A 24,881-nucleotide genomic window follows, 5' to 3' on the forward strand; every position below is an offset into this window, starting at 1 on the left:
AACCCCACCAATACTAATGTTGCACCAAACAATTGTATAGCAGATAGGCTTTCATTAAATAAAAAGTACGCCAATACTGCCGCACCTATTGGTTCAAATAATATAGCCATCGATATTTTTGTTGCACTAACCCATTCAATTGCCCAATTAAAAAGTGAATGCCCCAACAATGTAGGAATGATTGCAAGCAAGATAAATAGGTACCACTCTTTTTTAGGATAATCGAATAACTCCTGGCCGCTCCCCAATACATAGATCAATAATATAATTGCGCTAATACCGTATACAATAAAAGTGTAAGCAGTTAACCCCATTCTTTTACGTACCATTTGTCCAATCAAGAAATAAGCTGTTGCAAGAGCACAAGCTACTATGGCAAGTACATCTCCGAACAAAGCTCCCTTATTATGCGAAAAATCGCTGGCACTAATCAATATACTGCCTGAAATCGCCACAATAATACTTACGACTCCACCGATAGATACTCGTTCCTTAAATAAAAAATAGGTACCTAAAAAAGCAAATATAGGCTGCATTGTGACTAGGACAGTTGAATTAGCCACTGAAGTATACCGAAGAGACTCAAACCAAAAAATAAAATGAAAAGCAAGAAACGCTCCGGCCGCTGCACATAATACCCAATCTTTTTTATTAATCCTTCCTATCTCTTTAACAGCCTCCCTACAAAAGTACGGAATTAGAATTAAACAGGAAAATAACATGCGGTAAAAAGCAATGACACCAGACTCGGCTTCCGAATAGCGAACAAGTATCGCTGAGAAGGATACAGCAATCACTCCTACAACAATGGCAAGATAAGGTTTAAAAAGTGACTGAGTCATATATTATTCCACCCTTTAACTGTAATTTAAACAAATAAATATTCATAATTCATAATTCTGGAACAGATCCGTCTCATATTCTATTCTATATAGAAGAACTTATAAAGGCAGGTTGGCAATATGGATTTCTCAATTGATATACAGATGATTATTAAATTATGCATATCAGCAGTATTAGGGCTTATCATAGGACTGGAACGGGAAATCAAAAGAAAACCTGTTGGTCTGAAAACATCTCTAGTAATCTCAATCGTTAGTTGTTTATTAACTATTGTCTCTATTGAATCTGCATATAATGCAAAAGGATCAGCATATGGAGTCACAGTAACAATGGATCCGCTCCGTCTTGCAGCCCAGATAGTATCCGGAATTGGTTTTATTGGAGCTGGCGTTATATTAAGGAGAGGCAATGACAGTATATCTGGTTTAACTACTGCAGCATTAATATGGGGAGCAGGCGGAATAGGGATTACAGTAGGTGCAGGTTTTTATATGGAAGCAATAGCAGGTGTAGTTTTGTTAATCATCAGCGTTGAATTGCTGCCCATGTTATTTAATTATATTGGGCCAAAAAAGTTTAGAGAAAAAGAGTTAAACCTCCAGTTAATTATTGCAGAAAAAGACAGTATAGCGCCAATTATAAATTTAATTGAACAAAAAGAGATTTCAATTAAGTCTGTTCGCATAAAAGATCTGACTAACAGTCATCAAATTCGTTTAAGAACCACCATAGACAGCAAAAGGCTAATTACAGATGTTTATTATTCCGTTTCTTCTATCGATGGAGTCATGAGCATTGAAATTGAAAATGCATAATCAATAGGAGCAGGAAAGAAGCATAGGCAGTTTCTTTCCTACTCTTTTTTACCCTGCATTATAGCTTGGTTAAGTTAGAAGATTCAGCAAAAATACTTCATACAAGATTGACATTCGTATTAAATTAGTTAAAATAAGGTTGTACATAATTTTATTACTTATTATGGGGCTATAGTTCAGCGGGAGAATGCTTCGCTGGCAGCGAAGAGGTCAGGGGTTCGAATCCCCTTAGCTCCATACCGGGAAACCCTTGTGTAGCAAGGGTTTTTTCTTTTTTTACAGGAGACATCTATGCAAAGAATCGGTTGAGTTGCACAACTAGTGCACAATTTGTTAACTAGGCGTTTGACCTTAGAACTTCAAAGCGGACCTCCATAACAATTATGAGTGAAGATGTACTACTGTATAGTTAGAATTTATTAAGTTATTTTCTATTACAGCCATAATGATCAGCGAGTACATTTCCATTCCCCCCAAATAACATAAAAAACAATTAATAATGATTTGTTAAGGAGCTACAGTCGGTGCTCCTTTTTCTTCTGCTTGAAAGAAGGTTTCTGAGAGTCAAATTCAGAATACAGGTTTTAACTCCTAAGACTTTCTAAGCACTTAAAAAAAGACCTTAATTTAAGTTAAGGTCTAAAATTACATATCCATATCCTCATTTATAAATAATTCATCTACTGTTGTATCTAATACAGCAGCTATACTAAAAGCCAATTGTAATGTAGGGTCATATTTATCGTTTTCAATCGCATTTATCGTTTGTCGTGATACATTGCAAAGTTTAGCAAGTTCTTCTTGAGATAGCTTTGTTGATTTTCTTAATTCTCTAATATGATTTTTCAACTTAACCACCATATTTCTTTTTGCAAAATAGTAGTGAGATTAAATACACTAAAGAAATACCTATAAGAGCAGTAAATGGATTTATGCCTTCGTAAGTGTTGTCTGTCCAGAAAGTTACATAAATAGATTCAACAAGATTAATCAATAAATATCCAATAACACCTGCAAATGCAAACGACTGAGCTTTCATCTTAATAAAATCTTTTCTTTCATCACCCAGTTGAGGTAATGACACAAGAGTAACGATGATGAGTAAAACACAAATTGCTAAAATCACAAACAACAGCAAGATAGCTAAACAATCCATTAATGAAAGCTCCTTTGAAAATGTAAAAACCTTTTGACATTTTCATTGTATCCATACTCATCATAAATGTCAAAAAGTTTTTACATATCGGACTTCTAAATAATATAGATTATTCAAAGGCAGTGATCTAATGTATCTCAATTCTATAGGTTAACTCCCTGCTATCATCATCACTCTTGCAGTTGTGTTAAAATCAAATCCACTATCTCGGTATGTGTTAAATGACCTGTTACTTTCACTTCATTTTCCACTTCCAAATAATCATTTGGGGTCCACCATTTTCGTAAAGCATCTACACCGAACTCTTCCTTTTTATCACGTGAGAGATGACGTTTTACCGTTTCTTCGAATGACAAGTCAAAATAATAGATATATGCCTTTCCGCCATAGAACTGGATTAAGTCATTTAGCATTTGACCATAGCGACTTTTATTCAGAATTCCTTCAACAATGGTGTGTTCACATCTCCCTTTCCCATACTCAGCAATTTGACGAATCAAATCAATCGAAAGATTCCCTTCTCTATCCTCGACCTTCAACATCTCACGCCGAACATTATCTTGAGAAACTAACAGGGTACCTTTTCCTAACTGATCTTGAATGCTTTTAGCAATGGTTGTTTTTCCACTTCCGGAGTTTCCTCTTAGAATAATTAAGTTTGATTCCATCGATCCCATTCCCTATTATGTTTTTTATTTCTCTATAAGCCTCTTATGAAAATAATAATTCGGTATGATTAATCATTTTCCTTTTTATCATCTAAGTAAAAAAGTCGCCTCCTATAAATTAGGAAAGCGACTTTATGTCTCTACTGCTTAAACGGTCTTTTAAATTTAGAGAAAAATCCTTACTTAAGTGAATATGTATAGTCTTTAGATACTCTGAACGAAGCTCACTATTAAATAAACAGCGATACAAACCACAATACTTTGTAAGTAAAGGCCTGCTTCCTTCTTTGCAGATTCATCTTTACTATTTTGATTTTTCACGGAACGTACGGAACCATAAAGAATACCTGCAATAACAGCAATTATTAAGGGAACTGTATTCATAGCATCTGCCTCCTTTGTGATTATTCTAACATAGAAGTTTTTCTTATATTATCTATAATGCTTTTGTGTATCAAATCTATTTACTATCCATAAAATAAGTATTACATTAGTTAATTTACCAAAATCTTCAGTATATATTTTTCGGTGAATATTTAGATACTACCTATTAAATTTGTTACGTTAATAAAGGATTAATTACATCTCAGGGGGTTCATAATGAAAAGTGGTAAACTGCTCTTTCTATTAGTATTGAGTATTATGCTGGTTGCTTGCTCATCAAAGGATGAGGAAAATAAAAATTCCGATAATGTGGATGTCAATAAGGGAATGGTAAATGTTGAAGTGACATTACCTGCATCATTTTTTGAAGACACAGATATGGTGAAACTAAAGAAAGAGGCTAAAGAGGACGGGGTAAAAGAAGTAATTGTAAATGATGATGGATCGGTTACATATAAAATGTCCAAATCTAAGCATAAGGAAATGCTGAAAGAGATGGGAGATACAATAGACACTTCCATTAAAGAAATAGAAGCCGATGAAGACTTTCCTTCAATTAAAAAGATAGAACACAATAAATCATTTACAGAGTATACGATTAAAATGGATCAGGAGCTTTATGAAAACAGCAGTATGGACGGATTTGCCTTCTTCAATTTAGCTTATCAATCACTGTACTATCAATTATTTAATGGTGTAAATGAAGATGATTATAAGGTTACCTTCCAGCTAAAGAACGAAGAAACCTCCAAAACATTTGATACCATCGTTTATCCGGATGATATCCAAACAGATGAGAATAAAACAGAAGAGAATAAGTAAGCCAATTTTAAGCGGTCTTCCCGATGAAGGCAGCTCTTTTCATGAATGAATAGTATTTCCACTATACAAATTCTGCTTTTCGTAAAACAATTCAATTGGTTCCCTCTCTTATACTATTTCCTCTTCGGAGCAATTTATTTTAAAAAAATTTCATCTCGATAAAACACCGAGAATCTTCAGTTAAGGGGAGATAATAACTTATTTTTAAAGAAGGTATAAATAGCCTTTCCCCAGATTTGAATACAATTGATTAATTATCTTTCTTCACTTTTATGACCTACTGCTTGCTCTTCCATAAGCTTTTTATAGAAAATCAGTGTTGTATTCTCATTTAATTTTCGGAGTTCACCGGTATTTATATAACCCATTTTTTCATATAGATGACAATTCCGTTCTTCTTCTTTTATCGTGGCCAGTTCCCAGCTTTTTGCTTTGCAATAATAATCTTCAATGATTTTTATTGTTTCCTGTGCAATTCCCATCCCCTGATATTCAGGTAAAATGAACATGGGACTGATTTTATATTCTTCGGTCCCCTCTCTCCACAGAATATTAATGGCTCCAACTAGCTGTTTATTGAACATAATTTTATAAAATACACCATTAGGATTGTTTAATCGTAGGATCAGCCGATCTACTTTTTCATTTGCAGGATTCGTATCGTAATCCTTATATTTTTCTAATAAAGGCATGAACGATTTGCGTTGGATGGCAAATAAAGCTGCTGCATCCTTTTCATCTGCCTTGAGCAATTCAATACTCAAATTATCACTCTCCACTTGCTTCTAATTATTTAGATATGTATCCTGCCACGCTCTTTTCCTACGCCCTTTGTCTCAGCAAAAACGCACTTTTTCATTTATTTCGAATACGATGATAAAAAAACGGAAGGGACTGTTAGAATGGAATCTGAAAATGACTTAAATATATTGGATTTCGCCCTCCCGCTGCTGGATATTATTGTGATTATGCTGACAGACGAAAATCCTGTAAACGGGGTCATCCTTTTAGTGCTATTAAAAGCCGTAACAAACGATCCTTTAATGGAAATATTGTTTATGATATTAGCCATTGTTCTATGGGCTGCCCGACAGAGTGAAGAAGATTGAACTGTTTTTTAATATAAGACAGGCTATCTTGATTCCCTCGTTCATCATAGGCTTAAATAACAAAATAATATTCTTGACTGCAAACTTGAAAAAGGCGCTATGTTGTTTAGCCCTTTTTCTTCATATTTAGGTAACATGGTTATGCAGTAATACTACTACACTTTTATAAATATGGGATGGCGTTGATCGGCATGATTATCTAGCCCAAAATGGAACAGATGAAATAAAAACACGGATTTTATTAAATCTAAGTGTTTTTATAGGAGTATCATATAGTGAAACGACCGACTGCCTCTCACAATTGTTACATACTTTCCGATTTTATTTTCTTGGTGGTAGGGTTTATATAGGATTGATAGGATTTCCAGTAAACAAAAGCAACAAGAATAGATCCGCCTATGGCATTCCCCAAAAAGACAGGTACAAAGTTATTAAAATAATCCATCCAGGTAAAATAACCTTCAAATATTGCTGCCGGAATCACAAACATATTCGCTACTACGTGCTGAAAGCCAATTGCTACAAATGCCATGATTGGAAACCATATCCCTGCTATTTTTCCTGCGATATCGTTTGCACTGTATGAAAGCCAAACACCTAATGCCACAAGCCAGTTACAACCAACACCTGAAATAAGAGCCGGCCAAAAATCAACATCTATTTTATGAGCAGCCACGTCCACCGTTTTTTCGAGAAAGACACCGCTGGCTGTAAACTCTCCTAAGTGGCCAAAGAAATAAGCTACAAAAATAGCACCTGCGAAGTTGCTAATCGTAATCCAAAACCAATTGTGAACTAATCGTGAGAAAGGAATCCGTTTGGCAAGCCAGGCCATTGGCACTGCCATCATATTACCAGTCAATAATTCTCCGCCTGCAATTAAAATTAAAATAAGTCCAAGTGGGAAAACAGATGCACCAATAAATGTTCCAAAGGTCCCCCAGTCTTCAGGCAAGCTTGCGGTTACTCGGATATATAGTAAATAACCCACAGATATATAAGCACCGCCCAAAAATCCCAATAGTAATAAATTTGTTAAAGGTAAACTGGTCTTCTTCACACCTGCTTCTACTGCTGCTATGGCAATTTCCTGTGGAGTTTTGAAACTCATGTATGTTCTCTCCAATCTATGTAATACGTCTTCCACATCATCATATGGAAATAATTATCAATCTATCCAAGTTTATTATATTCGTATTTTAGAAATGCTTAAAGAGAACATTTTATGAATAATTCAAATTCTAATGATGTTAACTAAAGAATCCCCTCCGTTTTTTACAGATGGGGATTTAATTTATATCATTTTTTTATGTTCTTTTAATTCTTCATCAATCATGGAATCGAGTTTTATAATACTGGCTTTCGCTCTTTCATACTCAATCTTCCGATAATGGTGAAGGCCGCCTTCCTCTTCATCTTTTTCATCTGCCCATTTAACAATCTGTTGAAGAGGTGTTCTAACAATATCATTTGAAGGTAAAAAGGAATCTGTATGAAATAAAATTGCGAGGGAGATCGTTTTCGCCTGAACCGGATTTTCACCAAGCCTTATTAATAATTTATGCGCTCTTTCAGCGCCCTTAATTGGATGTATATCGTTCTTTCTATATAAATCATAATCCCATTTACCATTACGGTACCAAGTAAAATGTCCAATGTCATGGAGCAGACCTGCTTTTGCTGCAGAATCGACATCGATATTCTGTTCTTTCGCTAAATGAAAGGCATGGTAAGCAACGGCAATTGCATGTGCCAAGCCAGAACGATTTAAATATTTTTGAGCAATGCGATGCTCAAATATATCAAGTAAAGTTACTTCTCTCATAAGGTCTCCCTCCCTGGTTATTTTTGTATATTTATAGAGATAAATATATATTTTTGTGCATTATAGCATGGATACTTCACTGTTTAAAAGGAATTTATTATTCTATAAAATTATCTTGTTTCTGTACTTTTAAACGAAATTTTACAATTAGCCTTCCTTTACACCCTTATTCGCATTCATTCTTTTGCACTTTATGGCTAGTATTATCGCTAATCTTGGAAAACCGTGGCAGCTTGTCAAGATATTAACATGGACCAAGTTATTATTCATTATTGTATTTTCATGCCCTGTCTTTAAAAACGGCATAATTCGTAGTTGGGCAGATACTAGTTTAGAAAAAACATAAGTATTTCCGAAAAACTCCCATACAAAAATATCCAGGTTGACTTGTTTATCATCATCTAAAAAGGGAATTTTGTGAATACAGGAGGAGGAGTACAAATGAATCAGTATCAAACTTTTTTCTTCGAGGATGATGGTAGGATACCTAATAATCCAAACTTACCAGTCATTCTATATGATCAAGCTGTAGACAGCCCTGAATCCACTATGGAAAGCCTATTTAATGAAAATCAATGGCTAAATAGTTGGACAAATGGGGTATTTGACTATCATCATTATCACAGTAATTCTCATGAGGTACTAGGGGTTATTAGAGGTGAAGCCACCCTTATGATTGGCGGTGAAACAGGAAGGAAGATTCATGTTCAGTCAGGTGATGTGATTATTCATCCAGCCGGAACCGGCCATAAACGCCATAGAGCCAGCTCTGACTTTTCTGTCGTTGGAGCTTATCCAAATGGGATGGACTATAACACTAAATACGGGAAAGAAAATGAACGTCCTGAAGTATTAGAGGAAATTAGCAAGGTTCCCATCCCAAAGACTGATCCTATTAACGGTAAGGATGGTCCTCTGATAAAAGAGTGGCAGGTATAATTTCAAAAGAAGATATGCATGTTATACCGTTTGATAAAGTAGTGTGACTTTAAATTGTTCAGCGATTAATCTCCTGATTTTTTAGCGTTCCGCAAAACAATATTTTACTGTCTTTCAAAATGTTTCAAAGACTATTAATAGGGAATAAAGAACTTACTAAAATGAATATATAGGGGAATTATTATATGCCGGATACAAAAACAAATTTAAGTTTATTAGAAAAACAAGATATGACCAATCCACAAATCGTACCACAATGGGTAACAGAAGAATACCAAACATTTCATAACATTGTTACAAACCCAACATTTCCATGTTACTTTGGTATGAAAGCAGAAAATAAAGGAGAACTCCGTTATGCGTATATGACTCATAATGATTGGTCCTCTCTTCCAAAAGCAGTAGAAAGCTTTCTTGAACTATTTAAGAATCCACCTCATATAAGACACGGTTTATTTGTTTTTGTTGAACCTGAAAAAGAGGAACGCGATATCCCTTACTATAGAGATTATTTTTGGAGAATCCTACAGTATTTACACGAGCATGATCCGAAGCTTTGGCCTGAGGATAAACCGAAGGATCCTGAACATTTCCTTTGGGACTTTCACTTTGCCGGTGAACCATTCTTTATCTTCGGCAATTGCCCTGCCTACAAGCAACGGAAAACCCGTGACCTCGGTAATAGTTTAGTTCTTGGCTTTCAACCGCGAATGATTTTTGAAGGACTTGAAGGGACTGAAAAAGGCGGAATCATGTCCAGAGAGAAAGTTCGTGAACGAGTAGAGAAATGGGATCAGCTCCCTAAGCATCCGGATATCAGTCATTATGGGGATCAAAACCATAATGAATGGAAGCAATACTTTATCGGTGATGATATAGAACCAATCGCTGGGAAATGTCCATTTCACCATAAAGATTCATAATCATATAAAAAAGAAGCTGATCATTGAATCAGCTTCTTTTTTATAGAGTGGGAGCTTGTACGCCTTCAAGATTCGATACATTATTTAATAATCTGCTGAACCCTTCCCACCTGGCCATCCGTTAACCGTACCTTAATGCCATGCGGATGTGTTGCTGAATTGGTTAAAATATCTTTAACGATACCGCGAGTTAATGCACCTGAGCGCTGGTCTTTTTTTAACACGATATCGACTTCTAGTCCTGCTCGTATATCACTGCGATTCTTTCCAGTGTTCATTTTTCTAACCTCCCTTATTTATCTCGATCCATAAATACATTCATTGAACATAACGTAATCTATCCACTAATGGTATAATGGAAAAATAGTAAAATCCACTTTTTTGGAGGCAATATGTTAACTTTTGAAGAAAAAATTGCAATTATAGAGTCCTTTAAGGAACTCGAACGTAAAAATGTTTCACTTGGGCGTATCAACTATCAATATCCTGAAAGCAAATTAGATAAATCGAATGTTGTTTATCACCTGCATCCAAACGGTAATGGTTTCGTTTATGCAGAAGGCATTCCTGGGTACCGTGTGGGTCAAAAGGGATTGGTGAATATCAAGGATTTTTCCGCTGAGCAATTAGAAACTATCATAGCTAAATCCATAGAGCTTCTATCTACTGATCCTTATGAGGATTATGCTGGCGATATAGCAGGTGAAGAAGAAACCTGGAGGAATAACGAAGGACATACTCTTACCGTTATAGCAGAAGAGGATATGTGGAATGTATATGCTGGCTTAAACCTAGATGGCACATTCCCATCCTACAATGAAGCAAAATCTTATTTAATGGAAGAAGGATTCCATAAAGTAAAGTAAACGAAAAGTAAAGTAAACGAACCTAACAGCCCGTTGGTAATCCATAATCCAATGGGCTGTTCCTATTTAATCCAACAAATAAACGGACCATGCAGACACTATCTAATTTATTTACCTGAAAACTCTGCCTTTCGCTTCATAAAGAAGGCACTGATTCCCTCCATCGCATCCTCCGAACGGGCTATTTTCAGCATATTCTCTAGTTCAATTGAGATTCCATCTTCTAAGGAAACTTCTGTACCTCTCCCCACAGAATCAAGGATCCCTTTAAGCGCAAGCGGCGGCCCTTCAGCTAAATTGGCTGCAATCGCTAAAGTTTCATACTTCAGCATTTTAGCAGGCACAACTTTGTTGATTAAACCATACTCCAATGCTTTTATCGCCGAAATTTTTTCACCGCTTAAGATTAATTCAAGAGCCCGCCTGCGGCCAATCAATCTTGGCAGCCGTTGGGTCCCCCCATAGCCAGGCATAATTCCGAGCTTTATTTCTGGAAGAGCAAACTCTGCTGTGTCTGCAGCTATTACCAAGTGGCAAGCCATTTGCAATTCATTCCCACCACCCAGCGCACGACCGTTTATGCTTGCAATGATAGGTTTAGAGAAAGACTCAATTCGGTTAAATAGATCATGCATCCCTTGAATCGTTTCCCTCGCTTTTTCCGGATCCGCTAAATCTGAAAATTCATTTACATCTGCACCAGCTGAAAAAGATTTTTCTCCCGCTCCGACTAATATAATAGCTCTAATCATATGATTATTTTCGATATCATCCAAATAGGTGCCAATCTCATATAATGTATCTCTGCTCAATGTATTTAGGGGAGGTCGATTAATCGTAATGATTGCCACCTTATCAGTTACCTCCAACAAACAATTTTGCCCCATTCCCCTACCTCCCTTTCCAGTATTACAGCAATTGCCTGACCAAAACCGATACACATGGTTGCAAGCCCAAATCTTCCGTTTGTTCTTTCCAATTCATTAAGTAAAGTGGCTATAATACGAGCTCCACTTGCGCCCAGAGGATGGCCCAATGCGATCGCTCCTCCATTCGGATTTACTTTATCCATATCTGGTTCCAGCTCTTTCGCCCATGCTAATACAACTGAAGCAAAGGCTTCATTCACTTCAAAAATATCGATATCATCCATGGAAAGACCTGCCTTATCCAATACCTTTTGTGTTGCCGGGATAATAGCACCGGTAACAAGAGCTACTTTTCCTTCCAGTGAAAATGACATACTTATTAATCTCCTTTCGATTTAGGCAATGACAGGCCAACTGCTACTTCATTAGCAGCTACCTCGATCTCTGCATATGCGTCTTCTTCATACATTTGTTCAATAACTTCTTTATACTTTTCTTCTATTTCTTTAAAACGTACCTTTAAGGACGGAGTCATCTCCCCACCCTCCACAGTCCATTCTTTCGTTACAATGATTAGTTTTTTGGGCTGTTCATAGCGTGCGAATTTATGAGTATTGGATTTTACTTCTCTCGTAATCAATTCCTGTACTTTTTTATTCGTAACCAACTCATTGACAGAACCACGAATGCCCTTCCTTTTGCACCAGCTCTTAAGATTTTCATAATTTAGAGTTAATAAGACGATTACATACTTCTGATTTTGTCCAACCAAAACGGCATTTTCTATATAAATACTTTGGTGAAGTGCATTTTCCACAGACTGTGGAGCCACATTTATCCCCGAAGTAAGTACTATAATCCGCTTCTTTCGATCCACAATTCTTAAGAAGCCATCTTCATCAAACTCGCCTATATCGCCAGTCTTGAACCACCCATTTTCAAAGTGTTCCTTGGTAGCCTCTTCATCATGATAGTAACCTTTCATGATACTTGGGCCTTTAACAAGTACCTCACCATCATCTGAGATATGGACGTCCAGGTTCGGCAATGGTTTTCCTACTGTTCCAACTTTGGTTCTGGAAAACGGATTTACGCAGATAACGGGGGAGGTTTCTGTCAGGCCATATCCTTCAAGGACCGGAAGATCAACACTCCAGAAAAACTTCCCGATTTCTGGATTTAAAGCTCCTCCGCCTGATATAAAGCCTCTGATTCTTCCACCCAATTGTTTTTTTACTTTTTGGTAGACAAGTTTATCAGCTATTTTCCACTTTCTCCTAAACTCTTTCGGTAGTTCACTTTTACGAACCATTACATCTGTAGCACTGGATAAATAATATTTATATCTTGTATTTCCGACTTTAAGTGCCCAGTCAAAAATTTTTCTGCGAATAGGGGTACCGGATTCGACCATCTTTTGAGCCTGGGCATATACTTTTTCAAATAACAATGGGACACTGACTAGGATGGTAGGTTGTACTTCTAGAAGGTTTTGTTGTACGGTATCAATATTTTCTGCATAAGCAATTGTTGCACCAACTGACAAAGGAAAAAATTGACCTGCCATACGTTCAAATATGTGGGATAGTGGTAAGTGGGATAACATGATGTCGTCAGGCCGGGCTTCCAACACCCAAAATTGAACGCCTTCAACATTTGATAAAATATTTCCATGCGTTAACATTGCACCTTTTGGATAACCAGTTGTTCCCGAGGTATGAATAATCGTTGCTAAATCATCTCTTGTTATTGCCTGGAACTCATCTTCCCAGTTAAATAAAGGATGTTTTTCACCTGCTGACATTAATTGTTCCATTGTCAGCATATCTTCTTTCTTTTCTGCTAAGGAATCACCGGGATAAAAGATAATCAGTTTATCGAGAGTAGAATTAGCAAGAATCTTTTGCAGTTGCTTTTGATTTTCTACAAAAAGAAACTTACAGTCTGCATTACTGAGAATGTAAGAAATCTGATCAGATGGTAAAGTTGAATGGATTGGCACACTGACTGCACCCAAACTCATAATCGCTATATCGCTTATAGCCCAGTAAGGATTATTATCAGATAATATGGCTACATGATCACCAAAGCCAACCCCATAATGTGCCAGTCCGGCAGCCGTTTGTGAAACCTGTATCCAAAAATCCCTGTATGTGATCCCCTTATATTCACCTGCTACTTTAACTAAAAAACCATTCTTTTGTGAATTTTTTTCGGCTGTTCTCCAAACCATCTCTACCAAATTTGCAGGTTTCATAAAACACCTCCCTTAGGCCTACACGTCGTAGGGTCACGAAGACGTTGCCACACGATGTGGCGTTTTTAGTCTTTGGTCCACCTTACATGGTCTCCGTTTTTAGCGAGATCTAGCTTCCGTGGCTAAAAGCTCGGGACATAAGCATAGCCTCTTCGGGGGAAGTTCATCCCCTATGAGCCTCTGTCTTATGCTCCTCGCTTTTGAGCAAGCCACTCCAGCTTTTCTTGAGATCTAGCTTCGGCTCCTAGCTCCTCGAGTCATAAGTGTAGCCACTGCTGGAGGGAGAACACCTCCCTACGTGACTCCTCTTATGCTTGTCGGAGCTGAACAGTCGCCTCAGCCTTTCTTATAAATATTCCTTTACGTTATATTGTTTCAGTATTCCTTCTAGTTTGATTGCTTTTCCGATGTCGCCTTTGATTTTTAGTTTGCCGGACATGAAGGCTACGGTTCCGTTTAGTTTGCCGAGAAGGAATTGGCGGAAGTTTTCGACAGACATGGTGAGTGTACAATCCGCTGGTGTTTCTTCTCCTTCGACTACCTCTGCCTGACCATCGTGTATATTAAGCTGATAGATTCCTTCTTCGGAACCGGTGATTGTGAATTGATAGCGTGTCGTAATTCCTTGAATTGGCTGAGGATCGTTTTTAAGTGCTTCCTCAATTTTTTCAAAAGACTCTCTTAATGTATAATCTTCAATTGCTTTTCCCATTTTAAAATTCCTCCCTTTATTATTAAAGGATATTTTTTGATTTTTCAGTTTTATTTAGATGCAGCATTTTTGTCCTGTCGTTTCACCACCTCCTGAACGTATTTATAAAATCATTACACACGAATACCATATGGTTCATACAGATGACGCGCAATAATTAATTGCTGAATTTGATTAGTCCCTTCAAAAATGTCATAAATTTTTGCGTCACGATATAATTTCTCGACTAGATGTCCCTCAAGACCATATGGACCGAGTATTTCCTGACAGGCTGAAGTAACCTCCAAAGCAATCTTTCCACCATAGGCCTTACACATGGCTGCTTCTTTTGCATTCGCTTTTCCCAAATCTGCTTTCCAGGCAGCTTCCCAGGTTAACAGACGAGCTCCCTGAATTTTTTGCTGCATCTCTGAGAAGAGTCTCAGGGCTTGATGATAATGATTGCCGTGCTGAGGATATTCTCTTTTTACAAAATCCAATGTATATTCATAGGACGCTCTTGCAATTCCGGTAGCCATGGCTGCTATTATGGGTCTTGTGTTGTCGAATGTTTTCATAGCAACCCTGAAGCCACCTGATCCATTCGCTTTATTGACATAGGCCTCTTCTCCACCTAAAAGGTTTTCATCCGGAACAAAGCAATCCTCAAACACAAGTTCTGCTGTTTCAGAAGCACGAAGACCCATTTTTTCCGCCAATCTCGAGCATGAGAAGCCGGGTGTACCTTTTTCTATAACAAATGCCCGGTGACCAGCCCTACCTAAATTGCGGTCTACCGTAGCAAATACAACAACCCAGGAAGCTCTTTTGCCATTTGTAATAAATATCTTCTGCCCGTTTATCACATAACCGCCGTCCACTTTAACAGCTGTCGTCTGTAAACCGGATACATCAGAACCTGCCTCTGGTTCAGTCAAAGCATATGCTCCCCACTTCGGTTTCTCATCTCTGGAGAAAATGGATAAAAAACGTTCCTTTTGTTCCGGTGTGCCGCTATGCTGAACAGGCGGACCTCCAAGCCCTGGCCCGGGTAGCGTCAAGGCAATCGCGCAATCTCCCCAGCCTAATTCCTCAGAGGCAATGACTCCCAATCGATTTCCTTGGCGCTCCTTCGCTTTTTTAAAATCTTTTTTCTTTTTATCATCATTGGACTCTCCAAAAGAAGACATGCTTAAAGAAATTCCGAGTTGATTTACTTTATCCAGCCAATCATCCGGTACTTTCTTTAATTGATCGGCAATCATGGATACCGGTCGCATTTCATTTTCAGCAAACCAATGGACCACTTCCTTAACTTGACTTTGATGTGGCGTCAACTCGTAGGTGATCATTACTCATCCCCCTCTCCTTACCATACATGATCCAGTTTCCTGCCCTGATTTCTAAATCGCCCTCTTGTTCAAACCAACCGACTTGTGCCTGAGCGTCCCTCATCCACTTCTCAACAGGATGGTCCTGAACATATCCATGCCCACCAAGGAGCTGTACAGCTGAATCTGTTACATATCGAAGCGATTGATGGGCTTTTTTAAGTGCCTGGATACTGTGGAAAACAGCATCAGTTTCACCTTCATCAATTTGTTTTGCCGCATATAAAACAAGATGCCTTGCTGCACCCGTCTGGATAGCCATTTGTGCAAGGTTAAAAGAAACACCCTGGAATTTTGCGATTTCTACCCCAAACGCTTTTCTCTGGGAGGTATATTCAACTGTGTAATCAAGCGCAGCTGCCATAACACCAATTTCTTTGGCAGCCTCTAATGTTCGTACACGGCTCATTGCTTCATTCATCCAAGTTTCAGCATCTATTCCACTAGCCAAAATATTATTATTGGAAACGCTTACTTCATTAAGCTGAATTCTCGAAAAGCCAGCACTCAATAGCCCCAAACGATAATCACCGTCAAGCACTTTCCAAGAATGGTTATTTTCTTGATCTATCCAGAGCAATACCGCTTCACCATTAGTGGCAGTTCCTGCAATTAATAGATATTCAGCCTTTCTGACATTTTTCAGCGGACTCGTTTCTCCATCAACGATGTATCCATTGTCTATTTTTTTTATTTGGAGTTTATGTTGATTTGGATAAAGAAAGGCGACTGTTGGGCAAATTCCCGTTCCACATTGAGTTTGGTAAAAAGAAAATGCATTATGATCCTCTTTTAGTCGAATAAACGATGCTCCCTCCCCGGCTCCTGGAAGCCCCTGAATAGTATCAAGGTCACCATAAGCAAGCGCCTCAACAATCTGTACCTGGGAAACGAGCGGCAATTCCAGGCCACCGAATGATTCAGGCAGTTCCAGATTTAATAATCCAAGGTCACTCAACTTTCTGACCACGTCCTCACTTACCCCCTGATTCTTTTCCGTTTGCCTGGCATAGGGACGAATCTTTTGAATCGCAAAATCCTTAGCTACATCAACAAATGCCTTTTCTTCCTCACTTGGTAAAAAAGAAACCAACTTTCTCCCTCCTTCATATCAATAGTTTATTAATTTGAGAGACTGCTAAATGAGCGCATGACCAATCGGTTTAATAATCTAGCAAGATATTCTACATCTGTCTTTTGGTGATTTGGTTCCCGGAATTTTTGAATGACGACCTCATTGATTGCTCCAACCATTGCCTGAGAGATGATCCTAACTTCCTGTTCATTCACATTCTCCGGAAACTCCTGGTAAGCAAAAAAAAAGATAAGATCTGCGAAACTTTTAAGTGCTTCTCGTCTGACCAGTTCTACTTCGAAAGAAACTCCGACTGATTCGAGTAAAATAAAATTGGCAACAGCCTTATTGGAAAAGCAAATTTCCAAATAGCGAAGAATTCCGGCATATGCTTTATAACCAATGCGTGGTTCCCGTAAAGCTGCAAGCTTAATCTCTTCTGCAACTTCTCCAATCAAACTTTCACAAAGTGCAACAATCAAAGTCTCTTTATTGCCGAATTGTTGGTAGAACGTTGTTTTCGAGACATGTGCATACTCAACTATGTCCAGAACTGATGTATTCTTGTAACCTCTTGTAGTGAATAATTGGAGGGCTGCATATAGCATTTTATCTCTTGCTTCGGTCGGCAGGTCATTTACATATAACATTCTTATCATTCCAATCCCATGTGTGAGTACGAATACGTATTGGTATCATCATACCTACTCAAAAGGGAAATTTCAACAAAATTGTTAGAAAATTTAATTTATTTTCTTCGACAAAAAAAGAGCCTCCCAAAGTAAAATGGGCACGGCTCTTAAATGAAAATGTTTATTTAAATATTTCAGGATAGATTTTTTCAGCTATCAATTGCAAGCCTTCTGTTAAACGTGGTCCCGGTCTTGACACTGTGTCATTATCTACATCATAAACCTGCTTATTTTGAACGGCAGGTACCTCGGACCAAGCTTTTCTTCCATATACCTTTTCTTCTGGATTTTCAATATAATAGCCATATGTAGTAAGAATAACATCAGGATTGCGATCAATGACTTGTTCTTCATTCATTGTTACCCAACCCTCTTGATCAGCGGCAATATTCTCTGCCTGAATGATATCAAGCATTTCGTCTATATAGGTTCCGTTAGCCGCTGTATATAAATCCGGTGAGGAAGATACTTCAATCCAAACCTTCTTCTTATCTTTTATAGCACTTGCTTTCTCTTTAATTTCTGCTACTTCTTTTTTCATATCCGAAATAATTTCATCAGCTTTGTCTGATGTTCCGGTTGCTTTAGCAATCAATTCAATTGTTCCATATGCACCATCAAACGAATTGGCGTCAGGTACGATAATAACATCAATACCAGCTGTCTGGAATTGTTTAATGGTATCCTTAGCATTATTAAAATGACTGGCAGAAAGCAATAAAAGATCCGGATTTAATTCCAACACTTTTTCAATATTGATTTCTAACCCGCCGACCTTAGGTTTGTCAGCAGCTTCTGTAGGAAAATTACAATAATCTGATACACCAATGATTTTCTCTCCAAGACCTAGTGCATAGGCCGTTTCAGTATTGCTTGGCAGCAAGGATACGATCGTGTCCGGCTTTTCCTCAATCTTGATGCTTTCTCCGGATCCATCCCTTACCTCAACAGGAAAGGCTGTGGACGTTGATTCAGAAACCTCTTTCTTCTGGTTTGAGTCATCTTCAGTTGACGAACACCCAAACATTAACATAGATAGCGTAAGCATTAGCATAAATAAAAATAAATAGTTTTGCTTTTTTAGCATAGTTATTCCCCTTTCCAACATAATAAAAAAGCCTTAGCTCGAAAAAAGCTAAGGCGAAAATCCACATTAAAATAACAGGATTGGACGCCTACTTTTCCCTCCGAAAAATAGTACATACAAAAGAAAGAGCAGGTCTCCTGGCTGACGCATCAATTTACTCTGATTTACCTTCCCATGCTCTAAACAAAGAGCCGGTGGTTTACAAATCATTTCATCCGCGTATACAGTAGCGGGGGCTGCACCGGATTTGCACCGGTTTCCCTATTATCCTAATAAATAAGGCACTCTTACACTATTCAATATTTATATTTTTTATATAATCAGCTATCTTCATTCTTCTTCATATTCAACATCAGTATGTTCCCTGCAAAATTGTAAAACCATCGATAATTCATCTTCCTCAAGCTCAAAATCCAAAATACTTTGTGTTTCACTTTCTATAAACTCATATTTTGAAATTTGGTCCTGATTTTCATCCATTACATATATAACACGCAACAGAAGACCCTTATCGGTATATAGTTCATCTTCCTCGGGAACGGAAATCTCCAGTACATATTCGAACCTTTCTCCAGAAAGGATACCAAACGGGTCTTCCAGTTTCTCAACTGTATAACTTTGTATCTCGATCATCTTTATCAACCTTTCTAAAATGCTTATGTCTATTATACATGTTCAATCTCTTTATTAAACATTTTACCCAATTATTCAACTCCGTTTAGGAATATTTTTTAACAAGAATCAAAAACTATATTAAAATCACTTAATCCATAGGAGTTTATTATGCGTACTCTATCTGTTCTCACATTGCTCATTATCCAGCTTCTTATTCCATCTGAAACATTTGCAAAGACAGCCTACCTCAGTTTTGATGATGGTCCCTCAAACATCACACAGGAAATCCTCGATATCCTCAAAGTTCAGGATGTTAAGGCAACCTTTTTTGTAACGGGAACAGCCAGCCCGGGACATATGTATTTATATAAAGATATCGTAAAAAATGGACACGCTCTTGGACTGCATTCCTATTCTCATAATTATTCCAAAATCTATCGATCCAAGGATACTTTTTTTAAAGACATTACTCAACTGGAAGAATTTTTGGAAAGGGAAGTAGGCGTAAGCCCGAAAATCCTACGATTCCCCGGCGGCTCCAATAACTATGTCGCAAAACAATATGCCGGGACTGATTTAATGGATCAATTAAAGACTGAGGTAATAAAAAGAGGATATAAATATTATGATTGGAACTGCGATGCTAACGATGGATTAAATCCTCCAATTCCAGAAAAAAAATTACTTAAATTAATTATGCAAGGGGTAGGTGAAAAAGAAAATCTCTATATCCTCCTGCATGATTTTAACGGCAATACAACAATCGTGGATGGGCTTCCGGAAATCATTCGCCGTCTGAAACATAAGGGATACACCTTTAAAATAATGGATGAGTCCACACCAACTTTTGAATTTTAAAAATGATAAATACTCCTATCAGTTCAAATCGCAAATGCTGTCCATTATTCTGTAACGCTTCTTTTCTAACCTGAAATAAGGTTTACATTATAAAACAAACGCCCTTTCAGGTAGGGGCGTTTTGTTTTTTATTATTCGACTACAAGGTAATTGCCATGTTCCATATTGATTACGTATTCTGGCTTTGGGGGCTTACCTCCGTGCTCCTTGATTTTCGCTTTATGGCCAGCGATATGCTCAGGGCTCTTTTCCCATGCTTTCCATGCTTCCTCTGATTCCCAGCGGATAATCATGACAACTTCTTCTTCCCCACGCGTTGTTTTTTTCACTAATAACTCCCGACTTATAAAGCCTTCACGCTGCTCAATTAACGACGGACCTTGATCTGGCTTCTTTTTGAAGCGTTCCAATATCTTGTCTGAATTTCCCTCTGTCACTATCCACTTACGGATTTGAACAAACATACATAATCGCCCCTTATTAAAGGAGCATGCCCCACTTGAGACATGCTCCTTGTTATGAAGATTATTTTAATTCATTTAAGATTTCATCTAATTTTTCTGCTTCAGTCGTTACACCGTTACTTGAGAAGTACCAGTTAACACCGTCTAAGTAGACAATTTTGCCTTCTTTGTAAGCACTGGTTTTTTTGATAATATCATTTTCAATATCTTTTTTAATTGTTTCTACATCAGAAGCAGTACGGTCGATAATTAACAATACTTCTGGATCAACAGAAAGGATTGACTCATAAGAGAAATCAGAACCGTGGGAAGATGCTTCGATATCAGTTGTTGCTGGCTTGAAGCCAAAGTCATTATATACATATGCGAAACGTGAATCTTCACCATTGTCGAAACCGGAGATTTTCTTGTCATTGTACATCGCTACCAATGCATTTTCATAACCAGCAGCTTTTTCTTTTACTGCATCAACTTTTTCTTGTAATGAAGCTTTCAATTCTTTGCCTTTTTCTTCTTTATCAAAGATTTGAGCTGCTAAATCAACTGTTTCATATACAGCCTCTATGTAATTATCATTGTCAGAACCAATGAAAATAACGTTAGGTGTGATTTCTTTTAATTGTTCATAAAATGGTGTTTGACGACCAGAGATGAAAATAACATCCGGCTCAGCAGCTGCTACTGCTTCAAAATCGATTTGCTTTAGTGTACCAACATCGGCAACACCCTCAGCAACATATTTTTCTTTTAAATGCGCTGGCATATTTCCTTTACCGCCACCAGCAGCTACGCCTACGATTCCTTCAACACCTAATGCATCAAGTGTATCTAAAAAGCCATAATCCAGAGCAATAATGCGTTCTGGCATTTTATCTAATTTTACTTCTTCAAATGTAGTTGTCGTACCCTTTTCTTCATCTTCACGTGATTCTGTTAAGGAAGATACTGTCATTGGAAATTTAGAACTTTCGACAGTTTCTTTTTCTTCTGTTGGTTTTGTCTCAGAAGACTCCCCTGTTGTTGACTCGTCACCTGAGTTACAAGCTGTCAACATTAATGTTAACGCTGCCAAAGCAGTTAAAGTTTTCCATTTCTTCATCCTTTGTTCTCCTCCTAAAATACGCTGTTGGTAATTGAAAACGATTATCATTTTCAATCGACATTATCATTCTAAATGAGAATCACAAAATATGTCAACTCTTTTGAAGTGTTTGATAAATAATTTTATTTTTCCTATCTGACCTAACGAGAATTAGACATGGATGATTTCGTATCATTCTCGAGATATTCTCTCCTTGAAAAGTTAAATATCAGTTAGAAATGTGCTCAGCAAAAGAAATACTATAAAAAAAGACTCCAAAATAACAGCTATTTTGGAGTCTTCGCGAAAACTTAAGTATACGACCCTTAACTTGAACAAGATTTTGCTGCTGTCAATTGTTCCAAAAATATAAGGCCAGAATCTATTTTAGAATCTAATGTGAATTAAAGTATACACATATACGACATCCATCTTGCTCTTGTACAGGAATATGCATGTCATATACATCACGCAAGGATTCTGAGTTAATAATCTCATGCGCTGGACCGTCCTTTATCAGACGCCCATCCTTTAACGCCACTATGCGATCAGAGTATACAGAAGCAAAGTTGATATCATGCAAGACAATTACAACCGTTTTCCCTAACTCATCTACCAGCTTGCGCAGTATTTTCATAATTTGCACAGAGTGTTTCATATCCAGATTGTTTAATGGCTCATCTAATAAAATATAATCCGTATCTTGTGCAATAACCATTGAAATAAAGGCACGTTGTTTTTGACCGCCTGATAACTCATCCAACAGCTTATCCTGCATATCTGTTAAATTTAAATACTCCAGTGCTTGGTCTACAATTCGTTCATCATCTGCATTCAGCCGCCCTTTTGAATATGGATAGCGTCCAAAAGAAACAAGCTCGCGTACGGTTAAACGAATATTCAAGTGATTGGTCTGCCTTAAAATAGCCACCCGCTTTGCAAAAGCATCTGATTTCATTTTCTTAACGTCAGTTTGATCTAAAAATACTTCACCTGTATCAGCATCTAAGAGACGGCTCACCATTGATAATAACGTTGATTTACCAGCGCCATTTGGACCAATAAAAGAAGTGATAGCTCTTGGTTGGATTTGCAATGTTACATTTTCAATAACAGATTTTTTCCCAAAGCTTTTAGAAAGCCCTTTAATATCAATCATCCTGCTTTCCTACTTTCCCTTAGTAATAAGTAAATAAAGTAAATCCCACCGACAAAGTTAATAACGACACTAATCGTTGTATTCAAATGGAAAACATGCTGAACAAGAAATTGTCCTCCGACAAGCGCAATAATACTGATCAAGCTTGCCCCAATGATTAATATCGAATGCTTATATGTAGCCAAATATTGATAGGCTAAATTCGCCACAATTAATCCTAAAAATGTTACAGGTCCAACCAGTGCGGTAGAAGTAGCGATTAAAATAGACGATAGAATCAGCACTTTCAGCACGATTTTATCATAGGCGACACCAAGATTAATCGCGTTATCTCGACCTAGTGATACAACATCTAAATCACGTAATAACCGATAGCCATATATAAAGGCGGTACATAAAATAACAATAGCAATGCTCAGTAATTCCGTCTTCACGTTCATAAAGCTGGCAAACAAGCGAGCTTGCAAACTTTCATATTCCACAGGATCAATTAGAACTTGCATGAACGTTACCAGACTTCCGAGTAATGTTCCAAGTATCATACCTGCTAATAATAGAAGAAAAATTGGATATTTATCTGCCCTGAATAAAAAACGATACAAAATCAATGCGAATACTACCATCGCAATGATTGCTACACTAAAGTTTAAGTAACGGCTTACAACGAAGATTGAAGCCGACCCTGCCGTAAAATAAATGACAGTTTGAACGACTTCATACATCGAGTCGATCCCCATAACAGATGGTGTTAATAAACGGTTATGTGTAATGGTTTGGAATATAACACTTGCATACGCAATTGCCGTTCCGGTAATAACCATAGCAACTATGCGCTCAATACGCTTTGGAAAGGCGTAACTAAAACCGCCCTGAATATTATAGAAAGCAAATAAAGCCATACATCCAATTGCAATAACAGCTAAAATAATTAGCTTTACACTATTTTTTCGCATATGCTTTCCCCCTAAACAACATAATTAAGAAGATCGCACTGCCAATTACTGCAACTGTAGTATTTACAGGTATCTCATATGGATGGACAATCAATCGGCTTAGAATATCACATGCCAATAAGAATGCCGCCCCCATGAATATTGTATGAGGGATTGTTTTACGTAAATTATCGCCCAGATAAAGGGAAACCAGATTTGGTACAATCAACCCTAAAAACGGAATAATCCCTACCGTTAAAATGACTGTTGTAGAAATTACCGCTACGATAACTAGACCAATGTTTAACACTGTACGATAACTTAAACCCAGGTTTTTCGCAAAATCCTCACCCATACCAGCTACTGTGAATTTATTTGCATATAGATAAGCAATGATAATTGCTGGAACCGCTACATACAACAGTTCATAGCGTCCTGAAACGATCAAGGTAAAACTCCCCAAGAAAAACGTATCTACATTTTGCAGAACATCCGCTTCATATCCAATGAATGTTGAAATCGCCCCGATGATATTACCGTACATAATTCCGATAAGAGGGACGAATATGACATCTTTGAATTTAATGCGCTCAAGTAAATTCATAAAAATAAATGTACCAATTAATGCGAATGCAAAACTAAATAGTATTTGCCCCATATAGGACATATTAGTAAAAAACACCATAGAGACAATGACACCTAGTTTTGCTGCATCTAGCGTACCAGCCGTTGTCGGTGATACAAACTTGTTTCGGCTTAAGCTTTGCATAATTAAGCCCGCAATTCCCATTCCTGCACCAGCTAAAATAATGGCCATTAACCGTGGTAATCGACTCATCAAGAAGATTTGCGTCTTGTCTGAATCTAAATCTAGTAAATCACTCGGTTTAATATCAATAGCCCCTATAAATAGCGAAATAAAGGATAGGATAATAGTTACTAATACTAACATCCATAGTCTCATTGCAATCCCCGTCAAATTAGTTTCTCAACAACATTACTGATAATGATAATCATTATTGAGTCGTCTTTAATTATAGTCAATGAAAATAGTAAAATCAACATCTAGTGATAATCATTACCAATGATAAAATGAAAATTCAGGAAAATTGTAACGATTTTAAGCACCTGTAAAATTGCTTCTAAAATAATATTCCTTTAACCCAACGATCGCTGAAAGGTTTCATCAACTTAGGCTTTTGTAATAAAAACTCAAAAAAGGCATTCCTACTAAGTTACAGGTGAAATCCATTTAAACTCCTACTTAAGAATCATTTTTATACAATCTTCCTTTAATTCGTAGTAATCTTATAAGGTTTATTGTAATATACATCTATCCAAACAACGGAGGGATCTCATC

29 protein-coding genes, 1 tRNA gene, 1 pseudogene and 1 riboswitch (1 of these 32 running past the window's edge) are annotated in these 24,881 nt (G+C 37.3%); of the genes and pseudogenes, 8 read left to right on the plus strand and 23 right to left on the minus strand.

What is annotated here, in order from left to right; genetic code table 11:
- On the minus strand, positions 1 to 842 hold the 5' portion of the coding sequence (locus AC4G3O_RS11020; RefSeq protein ID WP_066106823.1) for a DMT family transporter. 64 nt of this gene lie to the left of the window's left edge; the window shows 842 of its 906 coding nt (coding positions 1-842); its start codon is at positions 840 to 842; the stop codon falls past the left edge of the window.
- Between the two features lie 120 nt (positions 843 to 962).
- On the opposite strand from AC4G3O_RS11020, the gene AC4G3O_RS11025 reads away from it, so the two are divergent.
- Together AC4G3O_RS11025 and AC4G3O_RS11030 are read left to right on the plus strand one after the other, a co-directional pair.
- A complete protein-coding gene (locus AC4G3O_RS11025) occupies positions 963 to 1,658 on the plus strand; it encodes an MgtC/SapB family protein (RefSeq protein ID WP_066106820.1) in 696 nt (231 codons plus the stop codon).
- Between the two features lie 165 nt (positions 1,659 to 1,823).
- Positions 1,824 to 1,895 (plus strand) — tRNA-Ala (locus tag AC4G3O_RS11030).
- A 408-nt stretch (positions 1,896 to 2,303) separates the two neighbouring features.
- Here AC4G3O_RS11030 and AC4G3O_RS11035 read toward each other — a convergent pair.
- The 4 genes from AC4G3O_RS11035 to AC4G3O_RS11050 all read right to left on the minus strand — a co-directional run bounded on the left by AC4G3O_RS11035 (position 2,304) and on the right by AC4G3O_RS11050 (position 3,866).
- Complete coding sequence (locus tag AC4G3O_RS11035) at positions 2,304 to 2,507, minus strand: helix-turn-helix transcriptional regulator (protein ID WP_491136188.1); 204 nt, start codon at positions 2,505 to 2,507, stop codon at positions 2,304 to 2,306.
- A gap of 1 nt (position 2,508) precedes the next feature.
- Positions 2,509 to 2,814, minus strand: coding sequence for a hypothetical protein (locus tag AC4G3O_RS11040; RefSeq protein WP_490552332.1), 306 nt, complete (start codon positions 2,812 to 2,814; stop codon positions 2,509 to 2,511).
- Between the two features lie 170 nt (positions 2,815 to 2,984).
- Positions 2,985 to 3,482: a kinase gene (locus AC4G3O_RS11045; RefSeq protein ID WP_375138413.1), complete on the minus strand. Its 498-nt coding sequence runs from the start codon at positions 3,480 to 3,482 to the stop codon at positions 2,985 to 2,987.
- 204 nt (positions 3,483 to 3,686) lie between these two features.
- Positions 3,687 to 3,866 (minus strand): hypothetical protein, encoded by a 180-nt coding sequence (locus tag AC4G3O_RS11050; RefSeq protein WP_066106805.1) that lies wholly within the window; start codon positions 3,864 to 3,866, stop codon positions 3,687 to 3,689.
- 216 nt (positions 3,867 to 4,082) lie between these two features.
- Between AC4G3O_RS11050 and AC4G3O_RS11055 the strand changes: the two genes are divergently transcribed.
- Positions 4,083 to 4,688: a hypothetical protein gene (locus tag AC4G3O_RS11055; RefSeq protein ID WP_139892338.1), complete on the plus strand. Its 606-nt coding sequence runs from the start codon at positions 4,083 to 4,085 to the stop codon at positions 4,686 to 4,688.
- A 254-nt stretch (positions 4,689 to 4,942) separates the two neighbouring features.
- Here the strand turns inward: AC4G3O_RS11055 and AC4G3O_RS11060 are convergent, their stop codons facing one another.
- Positions 4,943 to 5,452 (minus strand): GNAT family N-acetyltransferase, encoded by a 510-nt coding sequence (locus AC4G3O_RS11060; protein WP_180349988.1) that lies wholly within the window; start codon positions 5,450 to 5,452, stop codon positions 4,943 to 4,945.
- 138 nt (positions 5,453 to 5,590) lie between these two features.
- Between AC4G3O_RS11060 and AC4G3O_RS11065 the strand changes: the two genes are divergently transcribed.
- A complete protein-coding gene (locus AC4G3O_RS11065) occupies positions 5,591 to 5,797 on the plus strand; it encodes a hypothetical protein (protein WP_066106799.1) in 207 nt (68 codons plus the stop codon).
- Between the two features lie 304 nt (positions 5,798 to 6,101).
- On the opposite strand, the gene AC4G3O_RS11070 is transcribed toward AC4G3O_RS11065, so the two are convergent.
- Complete coding sequence (locus tag AC4G3O_RS11070) at positions 6,102 to 6,908, minus strand: formate/nitrite transporter family protein (RefSeq protein ID WP_066106796.1); 807 nt, start codon at positions 6,906 to 6,908, stop codon at positions 6,102 to 6,104.
- A gap of 183 nt (positions 6,909 to 7,091) precedes the next feature.
- Positions 7,092 to 7,622, minus strand: a complete 531-nt coding sequence (locus tag AC4G3O_RS11075; protein WP_066106793.1) for an HD domain-containing protein — start codon at positions 7,620 to 7,622, stop codon at positions 7,092 to 7,094.
- 441 nt (positions 7,623 to 8,063) lie between these two features.
- On the opposite strand from AC4G3O_RS11075, the gene AC4G3O_RS11080 reads away from it, so the two are divergent.
- A complete protein-coding gene (locus tag AC4G3O_RS11080) occupies positions 8,064 to 8,561 on the plus strand; it encodes a cupin domain-containing protein (RefSeq protein ID WP_491136189.1) in 498 nt (165 codons plus the stop codon).
- A gap of 185 nt (positions 8,562 to 8,746) precedes the next feature.
- Positions 8,747 to 9,484 carry a YqcI/YcgG family protein gene (locus tag AC4G3O_RS11085; protein WP_139892335.1) on the plus strand — a complete coding sequence of 246 codons (738 nt, stop codon included), beginning with the start codon at positions 8,747 to 8,749 and terminating at the stop codon, positions 9,482 to 9,484.
- Positions 9,485 to 9,564: 80 nt separating this feature from the next.
- Here AC4G3O_RS11085 and AC4G3O_RS11090 read toward each other — a convergent pair whose 3' ends face one another.
- Positions 9,565 to 9,762, minus strand: coding sequence for a YwbE family protein (locus AC4G3O_RS11090; RefSeq protein ID WP_066106784.1), 198 nt, complete (start codon positions 9,760 to 9,762; stop codon positions 9,565 to 9,567).
- A 114-nt stretch (positions 9,763 to 9,876) separates the two neighbouring features.
- On the opposite strand from AC4G3O_RS11090, the gene AC4G3O_RS11095 reads away from it, so the two are divergent.
- Positions 9,877 to 10,350, plus strand: a complete 474-nt coding sequence (locus tag AC4G3O_RS11095; RefSeq protein ID WP_066106781.1) for a hypothetical protein — start codon at positions 9,877 to 9,879, stop codon at positions 10,348 to 10,350.
- A gap of 107 nt (positions 10,351 to 10,457) precedes the next feature.
- Here AC4G3O_RS11095 and AC4G3O_RS11100 read toward each other — a convergent pair whose 3' ends face one another.
- The 9 genes and pseudogenes from AC4G3O_RS11100 to AC4G3O_RS11140 form a co-directional block, all read right to left on the minus strand.
- A complete protein-coding gene (locus AC4G3O_RS11100) occupies positions 10,458 to 11,237 on the minus strand; it encodes an enoyl-CoA hydratase/isomerase family protein (protein ID WP_491136190.1) in 780 nt (259 codons plus the stop codon).
- Positions 11,210 to 11,563: pseudogene (locus tag AC4G3O_RS11105) on the minus strand (hypothetical protein); the annotation flags it as partial. The pseudogene AC4G3O_RS11105 and the gene AC4G3O_RS11100, both read right to left, overlap by 28 nt.
- A gap of 35 nt (positions 11,564 to 11,598) precedes the next feature.
- Entirely contained in the window at positions 11,599 to 13,476 is a 1,878-nt protein-coding gene (locus AC4G3O_RS11110; RefSeq protein WP_491136191.1) for an AMP-dependent synthetase/ligase, read from the minus strand.
- Positions 13,477 to 13,822: 346 nt separating this feature from the next.
- The gene (locus AC4G3O_RS11115; RefSeq protein ID WP_066106771.1) at positions 13,823 to 14,188 is read right to left on the minus strand and encodes an SCP2 sterol-binding domain-containing protein; all 366 of its coding nucleotides are present in this window, start codon (positions 14,186 to 14,188) and stop codon (positions 13,823 to 13,825) included.
- Between the two features lie 113 nt (positions 14,189 to 14,301).
- Positions 14,302 to 15,519 carry an acyl-CoA dehydrogenase family protein gene (locus AC4G3O_RS11120; RefSeq protein WP_491136192.1) on the minus strand — a complete coding sequence of 406 codons (1,218 nt, stop codon included), beginning with the start codon at positions 15,517 to 15,519 and terminating at the stop codon, positions 14,302 to 14,304.
- Positions 15,479 to 16,651 (minus strand): acyl-CoA dehydrogenase family protein, encoded by a 1,173-nt coding sequence (locus AC4G3O_RS11125; RefSeq protein ID WP_491136193.1) that lies wholly within the window; start codon positions 16,649 to 16,651, stop codon positions 15,479 to 15,481. Before AC4G3O_RS11125 ends, AC4G3O_RS11120 begins: the two co-directional genes overlap by 41 nt.
- A 29-nt stretch (positions 16,652 to 16,680) precedes the next feature.
- A complete protein-coding gene (locus tag AC4G3O_RS11130) occupies positions 16,681 to 17,292 on the minus strand; it encodes a TetR/AcrR family transcriptional regulator (protein WP_490552346.1) in 612 nt (203 codons plus the stop codon).
- Positions 17,293 to 17,446: 154 nt separating this feature from the next.
- Positions 17,447 to 18,412: an ABC transporter substrate-binding protein gene (locus AC4G3O_RS11135; protein ID WP_139892328.1), complete on the minus strand. Its 966-nt coding sequence runs from the start codon at positions 18,410 to 18,412 to the stop codon at positions 17,447 to 17,449.
- 110 nt (positions 18,413 to 18,522) lie between these two features.
- Positions 18,523 to 18,716: riboswitch (cobalamin riboswitch) on the minus strand.
- 26 nt (positions 18,717 to 18,742) lie between these two features.
- Complete coding sequence (locus tag AC4G3O_RS11140; protein ID WP_139892327.1) at positions 18,743 to 19,045, minus strand: DUF6509 family protein; 303 nt, start codon at positions 19,043 to 19,045, stop codon at positions 18,743 to 18,745.
- Positions 19,046 to 19,195: 150 nt separating this feature from the next.
- On the opposite strand from AC4G3O_RS11140, the gene AC4G3O_RS11145 reads away from it, so the two are divergent.
- Positions 19,196 to 19,885, plus strand: a complete 690-nt coding sequence (locus AC4G3O_RS11145; RefSeq protein WP_066106751.1) for a polysaccharide deacetylase family protein — start codon at positions 19,196 to 19,198, stop codon at positions 19,883 to 19,885.
- 131 nt (positions 19,886 to 20,016) lie between these two features.
- Here AC4G3O_RS11145 and AC4G3O_RS11150 read toward each other — a convergent pair whose 3' ends face one another.
- From AC4G3O_RS11150 to AC4G3O_RS11170, 5 genes are all read right to left on the minus strand, one after another.
- Complete coding sequence (locus AC4G3O_RS11150) at positions 20,017 to 20,349, minus strand: antibiotic biosynthesis monooxygenase family protein (RefSeq protein ID WP_066106747.1); 333 nt, start codon at positions 20,347 to 20,349, stop codon at positions 20,017 to 20,019.
- Positions 20,350 to 20,410: 61 nt separating this feature from the next.
- Positions 20,411 to 21,448, minus strand: coding sequence for a siderophore ABC transporter substrate-binding protein (locus AC4G3O_RS11155; RefSeq protein ID WP_066106744.1), 1,038 nt, complete (start codon positions 21,446 to 21,448; stop codon positions 20,411 to 20,413).
- A gap of 376 nt (positions 21,449 to 21,824) precedes the next feature.
- On the minus strand, positions 21,825 to 22,589 hold the full coding sequence (locus tag AC4G3O_RS11160) for an iron ABC transporter ATP-binding protein (protein ID WP_066106739.1): 765 nt from the start codon (positions 22,587 to 22,589) through the stop codon (positions 21,825 to 21,827).
- Positions 22,586 to 23,542 (minus strand): iron chelate uptake ABC transporter family permease subunit, encoded by a 957-nt coding sequence (locus tag AC4G3O_RS11165; protein ID WP_066106734.1) that lies wholly within the window; start codon positions 23,540 to 23,542, stop codon positions 22,586 to 22,588. The genes AC4G3O_RS11160 and AC4G3O_RS11165 overlap by 4 nt, the downstream gene beginning before the upstream one ends.
- Positions 23,529 to 24,485 (minus strand): ABC transporter permease, encoded by a 957-nt coding sequence (locus AC4G3O_RS11170; protein WP_066106731.1) that lies wholly within the window; start codon positions 24,483 to 24,485, stop codon positions 23,529 to 23,531. Before AC4G3O_RS11170 ends, AC4G3O_RS11165 begins: the two co-directional genes overlap by 14 nt.
- Positions 24,486 to 24,881: the final 396 nt, after the last annotated feature.

This window comes from Bacillus sp. z14 (2026) (assembly GCF_058313575.1).